The 17,652-nt window shown below is 69.6% G+C and carries 16 protein-coding genes, 1 tRNA gene and 1 pseudogene; 11 read left to right on the forward strand and 7 right to left on the reverse strand.

Going from position 1 to position 17,652, the window contains the following annotated elements; genetic code table 11:
* Positions 1-192: 192 nt before the first annotated feature.
* Positions 193-870, forward strand: a complete 678-nt coding sequence (locus tag ACZ7L1_RS15750) for a GntR family transcriptional regulator (RefSeq protein WP_471437601.1) — start codon at positions 193-195, stop codon at positions 868-870.
* Between the two features lie 113 nt (positions 871-983).
* Positions 984-1,172, forward strand: a pseudogene (locus tag ACZ7L1_RS15755) (metabolite traffic protein EboE); the annotation flags it as partial.
* Positions 1,173-1,271: 99 nt separating this feature from the next.
* Here the strand turns inward: ACZ7L1_RS15755 and ACZ7L1_RS15760 are convergent.
* The 5 genes from ACZ7L1_RS15760 to ACZ7L1_RS15780 form a co-directional block, all read right to left on the reverse strand.
* Positions 1,272-2,678, reverse strand: coding sequence for an OFA family MFS transporter (locus ACZ7L1_RS15760; protein WP_471437602.1), 1,407 nt, complete (start codon positions 2,676-2,678; stop codon positions 1,272-1,274).
* A gap of 1 nt (position 2,679) precedes the next feature.
* Positions 2,680-2,976 (reverse strand): hypothetical protein, encoded by a 297-nt coding sequence (locus tag ACZ7L1_RS15765; RefSeq protein ID WP_471437603.1) that lies wholly within the window; start codon positions 2,974-2,976, stop codon positions 2,680-2,682.
* 113 nt (positions 2,977-3,089) lie between these two features.
* Positions 3,090-5,291: an acetate--CoA ligase family protein gene (locus ACZ7L1_RS15770; protein WP_471437776.1), complete on the reverse strand. Its 2,202-nt coding sequence runs from the start codon at positions 5,289-5,291 to the stop codon at positions 3,090-3,092.
* 4 nt (positions 5,292-5,295) lie between these two features.
* Entirely contained in the window at positions 5,296-6,537 is a 1,242-nt protein-coding gene (gene frc, locus ACZ7L1_RS15775) for a formyl-CoA transferase (RefSeq protein WP_471437605.1), read from the reverse strand.
* A gap of 12 nt (positions 6,538-6,549) precedes the next feature.
* Positions 6,550-8,232, reverse strand: coding sequence for a thiamine pyrophosphate-binding protein (locus ACZ7L1_RS15780; protein WP_471437607.1), 1,683 nt, complete (start codon positions 8,230-8,232; stop codon positions 6,550-6,552).
* 178 nt (positions 8,233-8,410) lie between these two features.
* Between ACZ7L1_RS15780 and sucC the strand changes: the two genes are divergently transcribed.
* The 3 genes from sucC to ACZ7L1_RS15795 all read left to right on the forward strand — a co-directional run bounded on the left by sucC (position 8,411) and on the right by ACZ7L1_RS15795 (position 12,145).
* The gene (gene sucC, locus ACZ7L1_RS15785) at positions 8,411-9,541 is read left to right on the forward strand and encodes an ADP-forming succinate--CoA ligase subunit beta (RefSeq protein WP_471437608.1); all 1,131 of its coding nucleotides are present in this window, start codon (positions 8,411-8,413) and stop codon (positions 9,539-9,541) included.
* Between the two features lie 11 nt (positions 9,542-9,552).
* Entirely contained in the window at positions 9,553-10,437 is an 885-nt protein-coding gene (gene sucD, locus ACZ7L1_RS15790) for a succinate--CoA ligase subunit alpha (protein WP_471437609.1), read from the forward strand.
* Positions 10,438-10,603: 166 nt separating this feature from the next.
* Complete coding sequence (locus tag ACZ7L1_RS15795) at positions 10,604-12,145, forward strand: aldehyde dehydrogenase family protein (protein WP_471437610.1); 1,542 nt, start codon at positions 10,604-10,606, stop codon at positions 12,143-12,145.
* Here ACZ7L1_RS15795 and ACZ7L1_RS15800 read toward each other — a convergent pair.
* Positions 12,135-13,073, reverse strand: a complete 939-nt coding sequence (locus tag ACZ7L1_RS15800; protein WP_471437612.1) for an LLM class flavin-dependent oxidoreductase — start codon at positions 13,071-13,073, stop codon at positions 12,135-12,137. The genes ACZ7L1_RS15795 and ACZ7L1_RS15800 overlap by 11 nt on opposite strands.
* A 62-nt stretch (positions 13,074-13,135) precedes the next feature.
* Between ACZ7L1_RS15800 and ACZ7L1_RS15805 the strand changes: the two genes are divergently transcribed.
* Together ACZ7L1_RS15805 and ACZ7L1_RS15810 are read left to right on the forward strand one after the other, a co-directional pair.
* Entirely contained in the window at positions 13,136-13,588 is a 453-nt protein-coding gene (locus ACZ7L1_RS15805) for a MarR family winged helix-turn-helix transcriptional regulator (RefSeq protein ID WP_471437613.1), read from the forward strand.
* Between the two features lie 100 nt (positions 13,589-13,688).
* Positions 13,689-13,773 (forward strand) — tRNA-Leu (locus ACZ7L1_RS15810).
* Here ACZ7L1_RS15810 and ACZ7L1_RS15815 read toward each other — a convergent pair.
* Entirely contained in the window at positions 13,738-15,171 is a 1,434-nt protein-coding gene (locus ACZ7L1_RS15815) for a recombinase family protein (RefSeq protein ID WP_471437615.1), read from the reverse strand. The genes ACZ7L1_RS15810 and ACZ7L1_RS15815 overlap by 36 nt on opposite strands.
* Between ACZ7L1_RS15815 and ACZ7L1_RS15820 the strand changes: the two genes are divergently transcribed.
* The 4 genes from ACZ7L1_RS15820 (at position 15,137) to ACZ7L1_RS15835 (ending at position 17,535) form a co-directional block, all read left to right on the forward strand.
* Entirely contained in the window at positions 15,137-15,589 is a 453-nt protein-coding gene (locus ACZ7L1_RS15820; RefSeq protein WP_471437617.1) for a hypothetical protein, read from the forward strand. The genes ACZ7L1_RS15815 and ACZ7L1_RS15820 overlap by 35 nt on opposite strands.
* 68 nt (positions 15,590-15,657) lie before the next feature.
* On the forward strand, positions 15,658-15,891 hold the full coding sequence (locus ACZ7L1_RS15825) for a hypothetical protein (protein ID WP_471437618.1): 234 nt from the start codon (positions 15,658-15,660) through the stop codon (positions 15,889-15,891).
* Positions 15,892-15,964: 73 nt separating this feature from the next.
* Positions 15,965-16,819, forward strand: a complete 855-nt coding sequence (locus ACZ7L1_RS15830; protein WP_471437619.1) for a hypothetical protein — start codon at positions 15,965-15,967, stop codon at positions 16,817-16,819.
* Between the two features lie 347 nt (positions 16,820-17,166).
* Positions 17,167-17,535 carry a hypothetical protein gene (locus ACZ7L1_RS15835; protein WP_471437620.1) on the forward strand — a complete coding sequence of 123 codons (369 nt, stop codon included), beginning with the start codon at positions 17,167-17,169 and terminating at the stop codon, positions 17,533-17,535.
* Positions 17,536-17,652 lie beyond the last annotated feature (117 nt).

A 17,652-nucleotide genomic window follows, 5' to 3' on the forward strand; every position in this document is an offset into this window, starting at 1 on the left:
GTGAGTCGTCGTCCGTGGGCCGTTCCCAAAGGCCGTGCGCCGGGTCGTCGTCCGTCAGCCGTCGTCGGACGGCCGTGTGACGAGGCCAACTCCCCGCGGTGCTGGCCCTTGTGGGCCGTAGACTGTAGACGAAAGACAATTCATACTGGCTTTCCGGCTACCGCGCCGCCGTTGCCCTGGAGGGGGACCGCGATGTTGTCGACAGGACTGCCGCAGGGAGCGGTGCCCAGGCTGGAGCGGCCGGGCCCGTTGCGCGACCGTGTCTACGAGGCGCTGCTCGAACTCATCACCACACGTGCCCTCCAGCCGGGCCAGCACCTCGTCGAGAGCGAGCTCGCCGGGCACCTCGGGGTCTCCCGGCAGCCGGTGCGCGAGGCGCTGCAGCGGCTGAACACGGAGGGGTGGGTCGATCTGCGGCCCGCCCAGGGGGCGTTCGTGCACGAGCCCACGGAGGAGGAGGCCGACCAGCTCCTCACCGTCCGTACGCTGCTGGAGGCGGAGGCCGCCCGGCTCGCCGCCGCGAACGCGGACAGCGCCGGTGTCGCGGTTCTTCAGGAGCTGTGCGCCGAGGGCGAGCGGGCCGTGGCGCAGGACGACGTGGACGGGGCGGTCGCGCTCAACGCCCGCTTCCACGCCAAGGTGATGGAGCTTGCGGGCAACGCGGTCCTGGCGGAACTGGCGAGGCAGGTCGACCGCCGGGTGCGCTGGTACTACACGCCGGTCGCCCGGCAGCGCGGCCGGCAGTCGTGGATCGAACACCGTGAGCTGATCGCGGCGATCGCGGCTCGCGACGAACAGCGCGCCACCCACCTCATGCGCGAACACACCGAGCACACGCGGCGGTCGTACCACGCCCGGTCGGAGTCCTGACGTCGAGGCGGCCGCCGCTCGCACAACATCCGTCTCGCTCCGAACCTCCGCTTCCTCGGCGTCGACATCGGCGCGACCTCGGTCGACGTCGCGGTCACCAACGCCGAACCGGAAGTGCTCTGACCCGGCTCGTCGGCGGACCGCACCCGCTCACCCGCCACCTCGAGGTCGAGACCTACACCTGGCAGGCCCTCCCGCCCGAGCTGCGGCCCCGTGCCCGCGCCCAGCTCGCCGACGGCGTCGCCGCCGAACTGTCCCTGGCCCGTGACCTGTTGACGGACCTCGGCCTGAAGGAGCTTCCAGGGAAAGGTGCTGACAGCCCCGTACGACGACTGACCGCTCCACACGTGAGGAGGCCCTTCCCGCGCGCCGGGAAGGGCCTCCTCACGAGAGCGGTGCCGTCAGCCCGCCTTCTGCGGCGCGGTCGTCGGCGCACCCTTGCCGCCGCGCCCGGGCTGCCGCAGCAACAGGGCCAGTGCCGCCGCGACCATGGAGACGCCGCCGGCCAGCGCGTAGGCGCCGTTGTAGCCCCAGGCACCCACCACCATGGAGCCGAGACCGCCGCCGAACAGGCCACTGACCAGCTTGCCACTGTAGACGAGCCCGTAGTTGGTGGCGTTGTAGTTCTCGCCGAAGTAGTCCGGCGTCAGGGCGGCGAACATGGGGTAGAACGCGCCGCCACCGAAGCCGGAGAGGAAGGCGAAGAACAGGAACAGCCACTCGTTCTTCACGTCGCCGGCCCAGATGACGCCGAACTGGGCGAGCCCGAGCACCACGATCACGAAGACCAGGGACGTCTTGCGGCCCCACACGTCGGACAGCCAGCCCACCACCGCGCGGCCGACGCCGTTGATGACGGCCATGACGCCCATCGACGAGGCCGCGACCAGCGGTCCGAAGCCGATCTCCTTGGCGAAGTCGACCTGGAAGGAGATCCCGAAGATCGAGACTCCGGCGGTCATCACGACGGTCACCCACATCAGCGGCAGCATGCCTGTCCTGATGGCCTCCTTGGGTGCGTACTGACGCACCGCCGGGGGGTTCTTGGCGAGGCTCGCGGCGCTCCTGGTGCTTCCGGAGTGCGACAGCGGGTCGACGTCGGCCGGCCACCAGTTCTTCGGCGGGTCTTGGAAGAACCAGGCACAGCAGGCGACCACGATCAGCACGTAGACGCCGATGAGGTCCAACACCTCGTTGTAGTTGCCGGTGTCGAAGGCGTAGTTGAAGATGAAGATGAACGGCAGCGAGCCGTAGGCGAAGCCACCGTTGACGAAGCCCGTCCTCGCGCCACGCCGTTCCGGGAACCACTTGCCGACCATGTTGATGCACGTCGCGTAGATCAGACCGGAGCCGATTCCGCCCACGACGCCGAAGCCGACGACGGCCGGCAGCACGTTGTCCAGGTGCGACAGTGCCAGGAAGCCGAGGAGGCACATCGCCGAGCCGGTGTACATGGCTCTGCGGGCGGTGAGGATGCCCCGTTCGCGCAGCCAGCCGGCCGGAAACGCGATGCCCGCCTGGAAGAAGACCCAGACGCTGAGGATCCAGAAGGTGTTGCTCTGCGTCCAGCCGTGGGCTGTGGAAAGGGTGTCCTCCGCGGAGCCGTACGCGTACTCGGAGACGCTGATGGCCATCATGGAGATCCACGGGAGGTACACCATGAGCTTGCGTGAGTGACCTAGTATGTCCCGGTCCGTCTCGCCGACACGGTAGACCCGGCCATGCGCATCGGTCACCTCCCGGTAGGGGTGGTGCGAGGTGCCGGATCCGGCCGACGAACTGTTCGTTGCCATGGGGTCTGCCGTCATGTCACGCCATCTCCTCGCCGAGCGGGTGCGGGTTGGGGACGATGCGCCGGACGCTGGGCCTGCCCGGTGTCTTCAGGAAGCGGGCCGGTACCGCGGTGGCGGTGCCCCGCCTGCCGCGGCGCCCGCAGCGGTGTGTGCGCAGCAGCGCCCTGAGAGCGATCCCGAAGGACCGCAGGGCCGCCGGAGAGTCCTGCCGCTCCGGAAGGTCGGCGTCCGACGCGCCGATCCGGTATACGCGGCCGTTGCTGTCCGTCGCCCTCCTGCAGGTGACGGGCGTCGGATGTTGGGTGGATGTCATCTGGTGCACCCCTTGCGTCGAAAGTTCTGGCCAGCGCCCCCTGTCCAATGCCTTTCGTGCGCGCACGGGTCCCGGGGCGGCCGACGCGCACCGTCGGCCGCCCCGCCGTTCACTCACCTCATGAACCGCCCCCCGACATCCCGCCCGTCTCCCGCCACCGCCCTGGCGGAGGGGCCTTCGGCCCCCAGTTTTGATGCCGCCCGCGCCCACCGGTACTTCGCGCCCAGCACGGCCACCGGCTTCTCGGTCGTGTACGGGTACGCCACGACCCCGCGCTCGAACAGGTACTGGCAGGCCTCCTCGACCTCGACATCACCGGCGAGCGACGCCACCACCGGCTTCTCGATGCCGCGCTCCCTGAATTCGGCCACCACGCGCGCGGTGAGCTCGGCGAACACCATCGGAGGGGTCACGATGGTGTGCCAGTAGCCCAGCACGAGCGCGTGGATGCGGGGGTCCTGAAGGCCAAGCCGGATCGTCGCCTCGTACGTCGACGGCGGCTCACCGCCGGTGATGTCCACCGGATTGCCCGCGGCACCGAAGGGCGGGATGAACTTCCTGAAGGCCGCGTCCAGGTCCGACGGGATCTCCATCAGGGACAGACCGTTGTCGGTGACCGCGTCGGACAGCAGGACGCCGCTGCCGCCGGCGCCCGTGATGATCACGACGTTGTCGCCCTTGGGGGTGGGCAGCACCGGCAACGCGCGCGCGTACTCCAGCATGTCGTTCAGCCCGGGTGCCCGGATGACACCGGCCTGCCGCAGGATGTCGTCGTACACGGCGTCGTCGCCCGCCAGCGCCCCGGTGTGCGAGCCGGCGGCCCTCGCACCCGCCGCCGTGCGCCCTGCCTTCAGGACCACGACCGGCTTCTTCGGGACGGTGGCCCGCGCCGCCTCCACGAAGGCGCGCCCGTCCTTGAGGTCCTCCAGGTGCATCGCGATGCACTCGGTGTGCGGGTCCTCACCGAACCAGGTCAGCAGGTCGTCCTCGTCGAGGTCCGACTTGTTGCCGAGGCCCACGATCGCGGACACACCGGTCTTGGTGGTGCGCGCGAAGCCCAGGATGGCCATCCCGATGCCACCGGACTGCGAGGTCAGCGCGACCCCGCCCTTGACGTCGTACGGCGTGCAGAACGTGGCGCACAGGTCCTGCCACGTCGAGTAGTAGCCGTAGATGTTCGGCCCGAGCAGCCGGATGCCGTACCGCTCGGCGATCGCCACGATCTCGGCCTGAAGCGCGTGCTCACCGGTCTCCGCGAACCCGGAGGGAATCAGTACGGCGTTGGGGATCCTCTTGCGTCCCACTTCCTCCAGGGCCGAGGCCACGAACTTGGCGGGGATCGCGAACACCGCCACATCCACCTCACCGGGAACGTCGGTGACACTCTTGTACGTCTTGCGGCCCAGGATGTCATCGGCCTTGGGGTTCACCGGGTGGATCTCTCCGGAGAAGCCGCCGTCGATGAGGTTGCGCATCACGGAGTTGCCGATCTTGCCCTGCTCGTTCGAGGCGCCGATCACGGCGACGGCGGACGGCTGCATCAAACGGCGCATGGAGGCGAGGATTTCCTCGCGGGTGTAACGCCTGCGCTCCCTCGCTGGTGCGTCGGACAGGATCACGCGGATGTCCGCCGCGACCGCGCCGTCCGCGGTGGCGATCACCGGATTGAGGTCCACCTCGGCGATCTCGGGGAAGTCCGCGACGAGCCGCGAGACCCTGCGGATCTGCTCGGCGATCGCCCACCGGTCCACGCCCGCCCGGCCGCGCACCCCGCGCAGGACCTCCGCCGAGCGGATCGAGTCCAGCATGGACAGTGCCTCGTCGGCGTCAACGGGCGCCAGCCGGAACGTGACGTCCTTGAGGACCTCGACGAGCACCCCGCCGAGCCCGAAGGCCACGACCTTCCCGAACGTCGGATCGGTGACCGCCCCGACGATCACCTCCTGCCCCTCGGGGAGCAGTTCCTGCACCTGCACGCCCTCGATGCGGGCGTCCGGCGCGTACGCGCGGGCGTTCTCGACGATCCGGTGGAACGCGGCGCGTACGTCCGCCGCGCCCTCCACACCGACGACCACACCGCCGGCGTCGGTCTTGTGCAGGATGTCCGGCGAGACGATCTTCATCACCACGGGCCCGCCGAAGCGCGCCGCGTACGCCACCGCCTCGTCGACGTCCCTCGCCAGTTCCTCGCCCGGTACGGCGATCCCGTAGGCGTCGGCGATCAACTTGCCCTCGGGTGCGGTGAGCGCGGTCCGTCCTTCCGCCCGCACGGAGTCCAGGAGCGACCGCACCCTCAGTGCCCGGTCTTCGGCCATCACGTCAGATCACTCCGTTCGACTTGAGCAGGCGCAGCTCCTCGTCCCCGAGGCCCAGCTCGCCGATGTAGACCTCTTCGTTGTGCTCGCCGAGCAGCGGTGAACTGCTCACCTCGACGGGGGAGTCGGACAGCTTCAGCGGGCTGCCCACGGTCACGAACTCGCCGCGCTCCGGATGCGGGACGCGCACCACCATCTCGTTGGCGGCCAGCGACTCGTCCTCGATGATCTCCCTGGTCGACAGGATCGGCCCGCACGGGATGTTGTGGGCGTTCAGCCGCTCCAGGACCTCCCACTTGGGCAGCGTCGAGGACCACTCCTCGATCAGCTGGAACATCTTGTTCAGCTTCGGCAGCCGGGCCTGAGGCGTCGCCCACTCGGGGTCGTCCGCGAGTTCCGGCCGGCCGATCAGTTCGCTGATCGGCTTCCAGCCGACCGGCTGCACGATGACGTACACGTAGTCGTTCGGGCCGCCCGGCGCGCACTTGACCGCCCAGCCGGGCTGGCCGCCGCCGGACGCGTTTCCCGAGCGGGGAACCTCCGTGCCGAAGTCGTCGTTGGGATATTCAGCGAGCGGCCCGTGTGCCAGGCGTTGCTGATCGCGCAGCTTCACCCGGCACAGGTTGAGTACAGCGTGCTGCATGGCCACGTTGACCCGCTGCCCACGCCCGGTTTTCTCCCGCTGGAACAGCGCCGCGAGAATCCCCGCGACGGCGTGCACACCCGTCCCCGAGTCCCCGATCTGGGCCCCCGTCGCGAGTGGTGGACCGTCTTCGAAACCGGTGGTCGACATCGACCCGCCCATGGCCTGAGCGACGACCTCGTACGCCTTGAAGTTGGTGTACGGGCCCTCGCCGAACCCCTTGATGGAGGCATAGACGATCCGCGGATTGATCTCCTGGATGCGGTCCCAGGTGAAGCCCATCCGGTCGACCGCGCCCGGCCCGAAGTTCTCGACCATCACGTCCGAGCGCCGGATCAGCTCGGTGAGGATCTCCTTGCCGCGTTCGGTCTTGGTGTTGAGGGTGATGCTCCGCTTGTTGCAGTTGAGCATCGTGAAGTAGAGGGAGTCGACGTCCGGGATGTCGCGAAGCTGCCCCCGCGTGATGTCACCGGTCGGCGCCTCCAGTTTGATGACGTCGGCTCCGAGCCAGGCGAGCAACTGGGTCGCGGAGGGCCCGGACTGGACGTGCGTCATGTCCAGGACGCGGATGCCGTCGAGAGCCTTGGTCGGGGTGTGTGTCATGCCAAGCGCTCCTCACTTGTACATGGTCTGGTTCATGGTTCCGGGGGCGTACGCGTCCGGGTCGACCCAGACGTTGATGAGCGAGGGCTTGCCGGACTCGCGGGCGCGCCGCAGCGCGGGACCGATGTCGGCGGGGTCGCGGACCTCCTCGCCGTAACCGCCCAGCATCTGGGCGAACTCGTCGTAGTGGACGTCGCCGAGCGTGTTGCCGACCCGTTCGCGTTCCTTGCCGTACTTGGCGGCCTGGCCGTAACGGATCTGGTTCATGGAGGAGTTGTTGCCGACGATGCCGACGAAGGGGAGGTCGTAGCGGACGAGGGTCTCGAAGTCCCAGCCGGTCAGCGAGAAGGCGCCGTCGCCGAAGAGGGCGACGACCTCCTTGTCGGGCCGCGCCTGCTTGGCCGCGAGCACGAAGGGGATGCCGACGCCGAGCGTGCCGAGCGGGCCCGGGTCCATCCAGTGCCCGGGCGACTTGGGCTGGACGACCTGACCGGAGAAGGTGACGATGTCGCCGCCGTCGCCGATGTAGATGGAGTCCTCGGTGAGGAAGTCGTTGATCTCGCTGACCAGACGGTACGGATGGATCGGTGAGGCGTCCGACTTCAGCTGCGGCAGCCGCTTCTCGATCGCGGTCTGCTCGGCGGCACGAAGCTCGTCGAGCCACGCCTTGCGCTGGGCCGCGCCGCCGTTGACGCGTCCCGACGCCGCCTCGGTGACCGACTTCAGGACCAGTCCCGCGTCGCCGACGATGCCGAGGTCGATGTCGCGGTTCTTGCCGACGGTGCGGTAGTCGAGGTCGATCTGGACGACGGTCGCCTCGGGGGAGAGCCGCTTGCCGTAACCCATGCGGAAGTCGAAGGGGGTGCCCACGATCACGATGAGGTCGGCGCCCGAGAAGGCGTAACGGCGGGAGAGTTGGAAGTGGTGCGGGTCACCGGGCGGCAGGGTGCCGCGGCCGGCGCCGTTCATGTACGCGGGGATGTTCAGGGTGCGCACCAGTTCGACGGCGGCCTCGGTGCCGCGGGTCGTCCACACCTGGCTGCCCAGCAGGATCGCCGGCTTCTCGGCGTGCGCGAGCAGGTCGGCGAGCTTCTCGATCGCCTCCGGATCGCCGGCGGAGCGAGTCGAGGCGCGGTAGCGGCCTGCCTTCGGAACGCGGGCCTTGTCGAGCGGGACCTTGGCGTCGAGGACGTCGCGCGGTATCTCGAGGAAAGAGGGGCCGGGCGCACCGTGGTAGCACTCTCGGAAGGCCATCGACACCATGTCCGCCGCGCGCGCCGTGTCCGGGACGGTGGCCGCGAACTTGGTGATGGGCGCCATCATGTCGACGTGCGGCAGGTCCTGCAGGGATCCCATCCTGTGCTGTGTCAGCGCTCCCTGACCACCGATCAGCAGCATCGGTGACTCCGCCCGGAAGGCGTTGGCGACGCCGGTGACGGCGTCGGTCGTACCGGGACCCGCCGTGACGACCGCGCAGCCGGGCTTTCCGGTGATGCGTGCGTAGCCGTCGGCCGCGTGGGCGGCGACCTGCTCGTGGCGTACGTCGACGACTTCTATGCCCTCGTCGACGCAGCCGTCGTAGATGTCGATGATGTGGCCGCCGCACAGGGTGTAGATGCGGTCGACGCCCTCGGCCTTCAGCGCCTTGGCTACGAGATGACCACCGGAGATGACGTCCTGGGTGTCGTCGGGCATGGCGAAGTCCTGTCCCTTCGTAGGGGGTTGGAACGGCTCACGCGGTACATTGCATACAGTCGACGAATACTGTATGAAGCTTGTTATCCCGCATCCGGTGGGTGGTGTCCAGGGGGCGTGCGGCACTTTTCAGGGGTCTGGGGGATGCCTCCAGACGACTTGGCAGACAGGAGCCGGGATGGACCTGTACGAACACCAGGCAAGGCAACTCTTCGAGGATCACGGCATCGTGGTGCCGAGGGCCGAGGTCACGGACTCGCCCAGGGAGGCGCGTGAGATCGCCCGCGGGCTGGGCGGACGGGCCGTCGTCAAGGCGCAGGTGAAGACGGGCGGGCGGGGAAAGGCGGGCGGGGTGAGGCTCGCTGCGGATCCGGCTGAGGCGGAACTGACGGCACGTCGGATCCTCGGCATGGACATCAAGGGACACACGGTGGGCACCGTGATGCTGGCCGAACCCGTGGACGTCGAGGCGGAGTTCTACGTCTCCTACGTCCTCGACCGCGCGGCCGGCCGATTCCTCGCCATCGCCTCCGCGGAAGGCGGCATGGAGATCGAGGAGGTCGCCGCGACCAGGCCCGAGGCGGTGGCGCGTGTGCCCGTCGACCCGGCCGAGGGTGTCACCTCCGCGAAGGCGGCCGAGATCGTCCGTGCGGCCGGGCTGCCGCAGCAGAGCGTCGACGTCCTCGTACGGCTCTGGCAGGTCCTCGTCCGCGAGGATGCCCTCCTCGTCGAGGTCAACCCCCTCGTGCGCACCCGGCAGGGCCGGATCGTCGCCCTCGACGGCAAGGTCACCCTCGATGACAACGCCCGCTTCCGCCAGGAGCGTTGGGGCTCCGAGGAGGCCGAGCACCACGACCCCCTGGAGGCGGCCGCCGCGGCGCTGGGCCTGAACTACGTCAAGCTGGACGGCGAGGTCGGAGTCATCGGCAACGGCGCGGGCCTCGTCATGTCGACGCTCGACGTGGTCGCCGGCTGCGGCGCCCGCCCCGCCGACTTCCTCGACATCGGCGGCGGAGCCTCCGCCCGGATCATGGCCGACGGACTGTCCGTCATCCTGTCCGACCCGGCCGTGAAATCGGTGCTCGTCAATGTCTTCGGCGGGATCACCGCATGCGACACGGTCGCCGAGGGCATCGTGCGGGCCCTGGACACCGTGGAGCTCACCAGGCCGTTGGTCGTGCGCCTGGACGGCAACAACGCGGCTCGGGGCCGCGCGATCCTCGACGAGCGCGCGCATCCCCTGGTGCAGCAGGCCACCACCATGGACGGCGCCGCCCGCCGTGCCGCCCAACTCGCCGGGACAGCCTGAGGAGAACGGACATGGCGATCTTCCTGACCAAGGACAGCAAGGTCCTCGTCCAGGGCATGACGGGCGGCGAGGGCATGAAGCACACCCGCCGCATGCTCGCGGCCGGCACGAACGTCGTCGGCGGCGTCAACCCGCGCAAGGCGGGCCACAGCGTCGACTTCGACAACCGTGCCGTCCCCGTCTTCGGCTCCGTCCGCGAGGGCAGGGACGCCACCGGGGCCGACGTCACCGTCGTCTTCGTCCCGCCCGCGTTCGCCAAGGCGGCCGTTCTGGAGGCCGCGGACGCCGGCATCGGCCTCGCGGTGGTCATCACCGAGGGCGTCCCGGTCCACGACTCCGTCGCCTTCACCTCGTACGCGAAGTCCAGGGGCACCCGGATCATCGGTCCCAACTGCCCCGGTCTGATCACCCCCGGACAGTCCAACGCGGGCATCATCCCCGCCGACATCACCAAGCCCGGCCGGATCGGCCTGGTCTCCAAGTCCGGCACGCTCACCTACCAGCTCATGTACGAGCTGCGGGACATCGGCTTCTCCACATGCGTCGGCATCGGCGGCGACCCCGTCGTCGGCACGAGCCACATCGACTGCCTGGCCGCCTTCGAGGCCGACCCGGACACCGAGCTGATCGTGATGATCGGTGAGATCGGCGGCGACGCGGAGGAGCGGGCCGCCGCCTACATCCACGACCACGTCACCAAGCCCGTGGTCGGCTACGTCGCCGGCTTCACCGCGCCCGAGGGCCGGACCATGGGACACGCCGGCGCCATCGTCTCCGGCTCGTCCGGCACCGCGCACGCGAAGCGGGAGGCGCTGGAGGCGGTCGGTGTGAACGTGGGCGGCACACCGGCCGAAACGGCACGACTGGCACTCCGCGCACTGGCAGACCAGGCGTGACCTCACCCATAGTGGACGGAAGGTGACCGTCGCGCGACACGCGGCATCACCGGCTCCCAAGAACGACGCAGGACGCACGACGTACGACGTCCCCGCACGGCAGTGCGAGCCGTGCGCGGGACGAGCCCTGTTCCTCTCGCCCGTGCACCGAGAGCGGAGCTCATTCATGGCACCCACCCTCACCATCAAATCCGGCACGTCCTGGTCCGACGCCTGGCGGCGTGCTCTCGCCGTCGCCCCCGAGGCGTTTCGGGACGACCGTGTCCTCAACCTCTGGAACTCCACCTGGCAGCCGGACGGCCGGGCCCTGCCCGCCACCAGCCCCGTCGACGGCAGTCCCATCGCGGGCCCGCCACGCGTCGGCCGGGACACCGCCCGGCGCGCCGTGCGCGCGGCGCTGGACCAGCACCGCGCCTGGCGGCACACGCCCCTGCCCGAACGCCGGGCCCGGATCGCCGCCACCCTCGACGCCCTGACCGAACACCGGGAACTGCTCGCCCTCCTCCTCGTCTGGGAGATCGGCAAGCCCTGGCGGCTCGCGCAGGCCGATGTGGACCGGGCGATCGACGGCGTGCGCTGGTACGTCGACGGAATCGAAGGGATGATCGGCGACCGGGCTCCGCTGGACGGCCCGGTCTCCAACATCGCGAGCTGGAACTATCCGATGAGCGTGCTCGTCCACGCGATGCTGGTACAGGCCCTTGCGGGCAACGCGGTCATCGCCAAGACCCCCACCGACGGCGGCGTCGCCTGCCTCACCCTGGCCTGCGCGCTCGCCGCACGCGAAGGGCTCCCGGTCACCCTCGTCAGTGGCAGCGGGGGCGAGCTGTCCGAGGCGCTGGTGCGGGCGCCCGAGATCGGCTGCGTCTCCTTCGTCGGGGGCCGCGACACGGGTGCCGCGGTGGCCACGGCCGTCGCCGACCTCGGCAAGCGGCACATCCTGGAACAGGAGGGACTCAACACCTGGGGCATCTGGAACTACTCGGACTGGGACGCGCTCACGGCCGTCATCCCCAAGCTCTTCGACTACGGCAAGCAGCGCTGCACGGCGTATCCGCGCTTCGTCGTCCAGCGTGACCTGTTCGACTCCTTCCTCACGGCCTACTTGCCGGCCGTCCGGACACTCCGGGTCGGTCACCCGCTCGCGGTCGAGCACCCCGACGACCCCCACCCCGAGCTGGACTTCGGCCCCTTGATCAATGCCGCCAAGGCCAAGGAGCTGACCGACCAGGTCGCCGAGGCGATCGACCGCGGAGCGATCCCGCTGCACCGCGGCACGGCGACCGACGCGCGCTTCCTGCCCGGCCAGGACACCTCGGCCTACGTCCAGCCGGTGACGCTGCTCAACCCACCCCGTTCCTCACCGCTGCACCACGCGGAGCCCTTCGGCCCGGTCGACACGATCGTCCTGGTCGACACGGAGGCGGAACTGCTCGCCGCCATGAACGCGTCCAACGGCGCCCTGGTCGCCACGCTCTCCACCGACGACCGGGCGACCTTCGACCGGCTGGCCCCGCAGATCCGCGCCTTCAAGACCGGCCGCGGCAAGCCCCGCTCCCGCGGCGACCGCGACGAGCTGTTCGGCGGCTTCGGCGCGTCCTGGCGCGGTGCGTTCGTGGGCGGCGAACTCCTGGTCCGCGCGGTGACCCAGGGCCCGGCGGGGGAGCGGCTGCCGGGCAACTTCCCCGAGTACCAGCTCATGCCGTGACGGACGTCCGGGTGGCGCCCGCGCACGGCGGATGCCACCCGGCGATGACCTCGTCGGCCAGCCATCGGGCGACACCCCGTGGGTAGGGCCGCGGCAGATTGAGCACGATGTGGTTCATCCCGGCGGCGACGAGTTCCCCCACGGCGGCACGCGTCGCCGCCGGGTCGTCGTACGACACGAGGAGCTGGACCGAACGCGTGATCTCCCGCGGATCGCGCCCGAGGTCCGCGCAGTGCGCATCGAGCACACGTGAGCGTTCGGCGACGAACTCCACGGTGTGGTGCGGTGGCCCGGGGATGTTCCACATGTCGGCGTGCTCGGCGACAAGCCGCAGCAGCCGGGTCCCCCAGCCGCCGATCAGCAGCGGGGGACCGGGACGCTGCACAGGCTTGGGCTCGCAGCGGGTCCCGTTCAGCCGGTAGTGGCGCCCCGCGAAGTCGAAGACGTCCCGCGTCCACATCCGCTTCAGGATCTCGACGGTCTCGCCCAGCCGCGCGATCCCCTCCGCAGGGGGCACCAGCGTGAGCCCGTACGCCTCGTACTCGGCGATCGCCGGGTTCTCCCCGGTGATCCCGCCCGCGCCGGGCGGCTGCTGCGTCCCGCCGACGCCCAGCCCGAGGACGAGCCGACCTCCGGAGACGACATCCACGGTCGAGGCCATCTTCCCCAGCACCGCGGGTGGCCGGATCCGGTTGCTGGTGACGAGCACACCGAGACGCAGCCGCTCGGTCTGTGCGGCCAGGGCGGCGAGCAGGGTCCAGCTCTCGTGCGCCTGCCCGTCCCGCGGTCCGGCCAGGGGCAGCAGATGGTCCCAGAGCCAGGCGTCCTGGATCTCGGGCACCGCGTCGGCCTCCCTCCAGACGCGGCGGATGTCCTCGTAGGACACGTGCATGGGAGCGGTCTTGATGCCGAAGCACGCCTCAGTCATGAGCCATCAGCTTAGCAAATCATCAGCATCACTGACGATCAGTAACGGATACAGTCGCTCGCATGGTCACCGATGAGCGCCTGACGCCTCTGGAATCCCGGCTCGGCTATCTCCTTAAGCACGCCCAGCGACGCTTGGCCGATGCGTCGGCCCAGGCGCTCGCCCCCTTCGGTGTCGACGGTCACCAGTTGGCCGTCCTCGTGGTCCTGGCCGGCGAGGAACCGTTGTCACAGGTCGAGGTGGCCGGGCGGCTCGGGGTCGACCGGACCACGATGGTGTCGCTGATCGACGGCCTGGAGGACCGCGGCCTGGTCGAGCGGAGGCGAAGCCCGCGGGACCGGCGCAAGAACGTCGTCGAGCTGACGGCCGCGGGCGAGGACTGCCTGCGCCGCGGCGAGCAGGCGCGCCGCGAGGCGGAGCGCCGCTTCCTCGCCCCCCTGACCGAGAACGAGGCGACGGTGCTCGTCCGGACTCTGCGGCGCCTCGTGGCGGAGGGTGAAGACGGTGGGGGGTGACGGTTGCCGCGCGGAAACGCAGGTGAAGGGCACTCCGAAACCTTGGTATTGTTGTCCCTGTCGCCGCGGGGGACATCCCCGGCAAGGCGGCGGACACCTAGTCCGGGTGGCGGAATGGCAGACGCGCTAGCTTGAGGTGCTAGTGCCCTTTATCGGGCGTGGGGGTTCAAGTCCCCCCTCGGACACAACGATTGACGATACGGTGACGAGGGCCTCGACCTGACGGTCGCGGTCCTCGTGGCGTGTTCATAGGTGATCGTGATGCCCAGGGCGTCGTAAAGCGGGCCTCTCTTCTCGGCGGCAGCATTCTGGATGCGCTGTGCAATGTCTCCAAGACTCTCAGTGATCCGCCGGATCTGTCGTGCGTCGAGCGGGACCTGCCTCTTCCGGGTGACGAAGGGGTGTGCGTCGAGCTTCTTCTGCGCCGCGTCCTTGTCCCGCTGGGCCTCGTTGATCCACTGGGTGACGACGGTGGGCTCGGCTCCGGCGTCGAGGGCTGCTTGGTAGCGGGCGAGCCGCCGCTCGCATTCCTTGATCGCCTGGCGTGCTTGGGCCTGCTCGGGGGTCTGGGGCTCTGCGGTGCTTGCTGCGGCGCTGGCGTGGGTGAGCGCTTCGATGGTGGCGGAGAGCCGGTCCGGGGCGAAGGCGCGGGCGATCCACCGGTCCAGGGCCTGGCACACGATGTCTTCGCGCAGGTAGACGGCGCGCGGGTGGGTCAGGTCGGGGTAGAGGGTGGCTTCTTCCTCTTTGAACTTGCAGCGGTAGTAGACGCGGCTGCGGATGGTGGCGGGCTGCATCTTGCGCCCGCACAGGCTGCACCGGACCCGGCCGCGCAGGGCGTAGGGGCGCCCGCCCCGTTTGCCGGCGCGCTCCTGCTGTCCCTGGTTGCGGGCGCGTTGTGTGCGCACGGTGCGGGCGGCATCGAAGAGATCGGGGCTGATGATTGCTTCGTGGGCGGGTTCGTTGGAGTGGATCCACTCGTCGGGCGGGTTGTGGGTCATGTGGGTGCGGTGGCCGAGGGTGACGTCGTCGACGTCGAGGAGGCGTTCTTCCTTGCGCTGCTTGTTCCAGACCTCGTGGCCGGTGTAGCGGGGGTTGAGGAGGATGGCGCGCACGGCGCCCTGCTGCCATGCGGTCTTCTTGCGGTGCGGATTGCGGATGGCGTCGTGGGCGGAGGGACAGGGGATGCCTTCCCGGGTGAGCAGGGCAGCGATGGCGCTGTAGCTCACGCCCTCCACATACATAGTGAAGATCCGCTGCACGACGGGGGCGGCGCCGGGGTCCAGCTCGAGCTTGTGGACGCGCTGGTCGGCGGCGACCTTCGAGGGGTTGGGGTGGGGTCCAGCGTCGGCGATCCGGTAGCCGTAGGGTGGTCGCCCGCCGAGGTAGCGGCCCTGGAGCTGGGCCTGGGAGCTCATGGCGGTGCGCACTCGGATCTTGATGCGGTTGCGTTCTCCCTTGCTCATGCCGCCGAAGACGGACATGACCAGGTCGTGGGCCTCGTTGTCCGGGTCGATGGGTCCGCCGACCTCCGGTACCCAGAGCGGGATGCGGAAGTGGAGCGCGTCCGCCTCGTCGACCACCGGCACGCCGATCGTGGCCCTCGCCGGGGCGCGGCTGCCCATCGACCGCTCCACCGGCCAGCCGCTGCCCGTACGGGTGGAGGCCGGCAGCGTGTGGCAGCTGAACGACAACGGCCGCATGGACACCCTCGACACCTCCGCGCAGCTCGCCGAACTGCGTCAGCGCGTCGACCACCTACTCGACCGGCTCGCCGCCAACACGCACCTGACCGCAGCCGGGCTCGGCAGCCTCGACCCGGCCAAGCTGCCGAACGGGTACTCCCTGCAGATCGCCCTCGGCCCGCTCGATTCCCTCGTCGGCTCGATGCGACTGGCCCGCGGCCACAAGTACCAGCAGCTGCTGCGCATGGTGCAGGGCCTGCACCAGGCCGGACAGGAGTGGCCCGCCGGCGAGTCGCTGCCCGCCCGCGTCCTGTGAGGTGCGCACACCCCCACCGACCGCACCACCGTCCTCAACGACGTCCCCTCCAGGGCTACGAGGCCAGCGTGTTCTCTCTGGAGACCGCAGTCCGCATGCTGCAGGAAGCCGGATACCCTATCGAGGACGTCGCCGAAGAGACCGAACGGATCCAGAAGCGGGCCTTCGACCAAGCCGCCCGCCTAGCGGATGCGACCGGCGACAACGCTGCGGTACGCGAGTACCTGCGGTTGTCCCCGGCTGACCTGGGCGTGCCATCGGTGCCGCTCGTCCGTCCGATGCCTGATGCACCAGTTGGGTGAGTGCTGGATGGCGCTGATCGTTAGGATCTGGCAATCCGACAGTTATTCAGGGGGACGAATGACGAACCCGTCCGTGCCCGAACTCGCCAGAAGCCCCTTGGGCTTTGGGTGGCTGACGGCGATCATGGCGGTGCCGGTAGCGGTGGTAGCTTTCTTGGGGATCTATGTATCGGATCGGATGACGGCTAGCGAAGCGGAGGCGCTGTCACGGCTGGACGGCACTCATTCAGCCACGACCACGGCCTCCGAGCCGCTGCCGTCATGGGTCTGGCCCGTGACGTTGGGTGTTATTGCCCTCTTGGCCACTATTGGAGCCTGGGCGTACTGGCTCGTGGTGAGGGAGAGGCTGAAGGAGTCCGCCCGGGAGCGTGCAGTCCTTGAGTCAGCCGCGGATCGTCTTCGGGAGAAGATGGAACTACCGAGTCTGGTCGACTTCAACCGAGTCCTCTTGGAGAGGTACCACGGGATTGCGACCGAGCAGGCCACGAAGGCGTACAAGAGCAGTCGCACAGCCATGGGAGTTGGCCTCTTTATTCTGCTCGCCGCGTTCGTTGCCAGTTGGCGCCTCAACGCTCAGGGCGATCGGCTGTTCGTCGGGTCGTTTGCGGCTGTCGGCACCGTCTGCTCCACGTACCTCAGCCGCACCTACATGCAGACATACGAGCGGGCTCTACAGCAGCTCAACCAGTACTTCAATCAGCCTGTGCTCAACGGCTACTTCCTTACCGCAGAGCGTGTTGCTGATTCGCTGCCAGCCGAGCGCAAAGTGGCGATCTTGGAGCAGGTTGTGGCCGAGGTCCTAGAGAGCGGCAAGGAGATGCACCGCATCGTTACCGCTACTAACTCGACGCCGACCAGCGCCCCCAAACCCAGCCGACGTCAACGCGCGGCTAGGGAGGCCACCGTCCCGACGCAGCCTACCCAGTGATGGCCGACTAGCACGCGGGGTGGGTGGCTGCAGTGGGGATACGCTGGCCAACGGCGCGGGTGCGCTGCTGCTGGAGGACTCGATCCCCGTGGACAGGCTGCTGCCCGACCCCCGTACGCCCGTCGGTTACCGGCGCGACGACCGCCCCATCTTCCCATCTTGGGCGCGGACCCCACCGACCCGTCCAACCAGCAGCTGCCGCCCGCCCCGGGCACGGACCCGGCCGCACCGCCGGCGCCAGTGCCCGACCAAGAGGCGCTGAACCGGCTCCTGGCCCGCGAGAAGCAGCAGGGCGCAGGCTCGTCGAGCAGCTTGGCTTCACCAAGACCGAGGAACTGACGGCGTTCGTGCAGCAGCAGCGCGACGCGCAGGCCGCGCAGCTGTCCGAGATCGAGCGCCGCGAGCAGGCCGCCGCCGCGGCTGCCGCACGCGAGGCGGTACGCCGCGCCGCCCTGGTGGCGCTGGGTGCGACCGGCGCCGACTTGCAGGACGCAGAACGGCTTCTGGCCGTCGACGACGATGCCCACGAGGACGCCATCACCGAGGCTGCCGAGGCCCTGAAGGCGCGCAGACCCGAGCTGTTCGCGCGCGGACTGCTGCCGTGCCCCCGGCTGCGTCTGGTGGCTCCCCTGCGGGCGGGCCTCCGCCGCGCGGCTCGAACGTGCCCAAGCCCGGCTCGCACGGCGTCGACATGGCCCGCCAGCGCGGCTTCTTGACGGGCTCCTGAACCTCCCACCGGCGGGTTAAGGCCGGAGTCGTGGGGACCACGCCCCCTCTCGTGGACGACGCCACCGCCCGGTTTGCGGACGATCACCCGCTTCGTCGCGTCCACG

The sequence above is a fragment of the Streptomyces sp. NPDC107546 genome, from assembly GCF_055639175.1.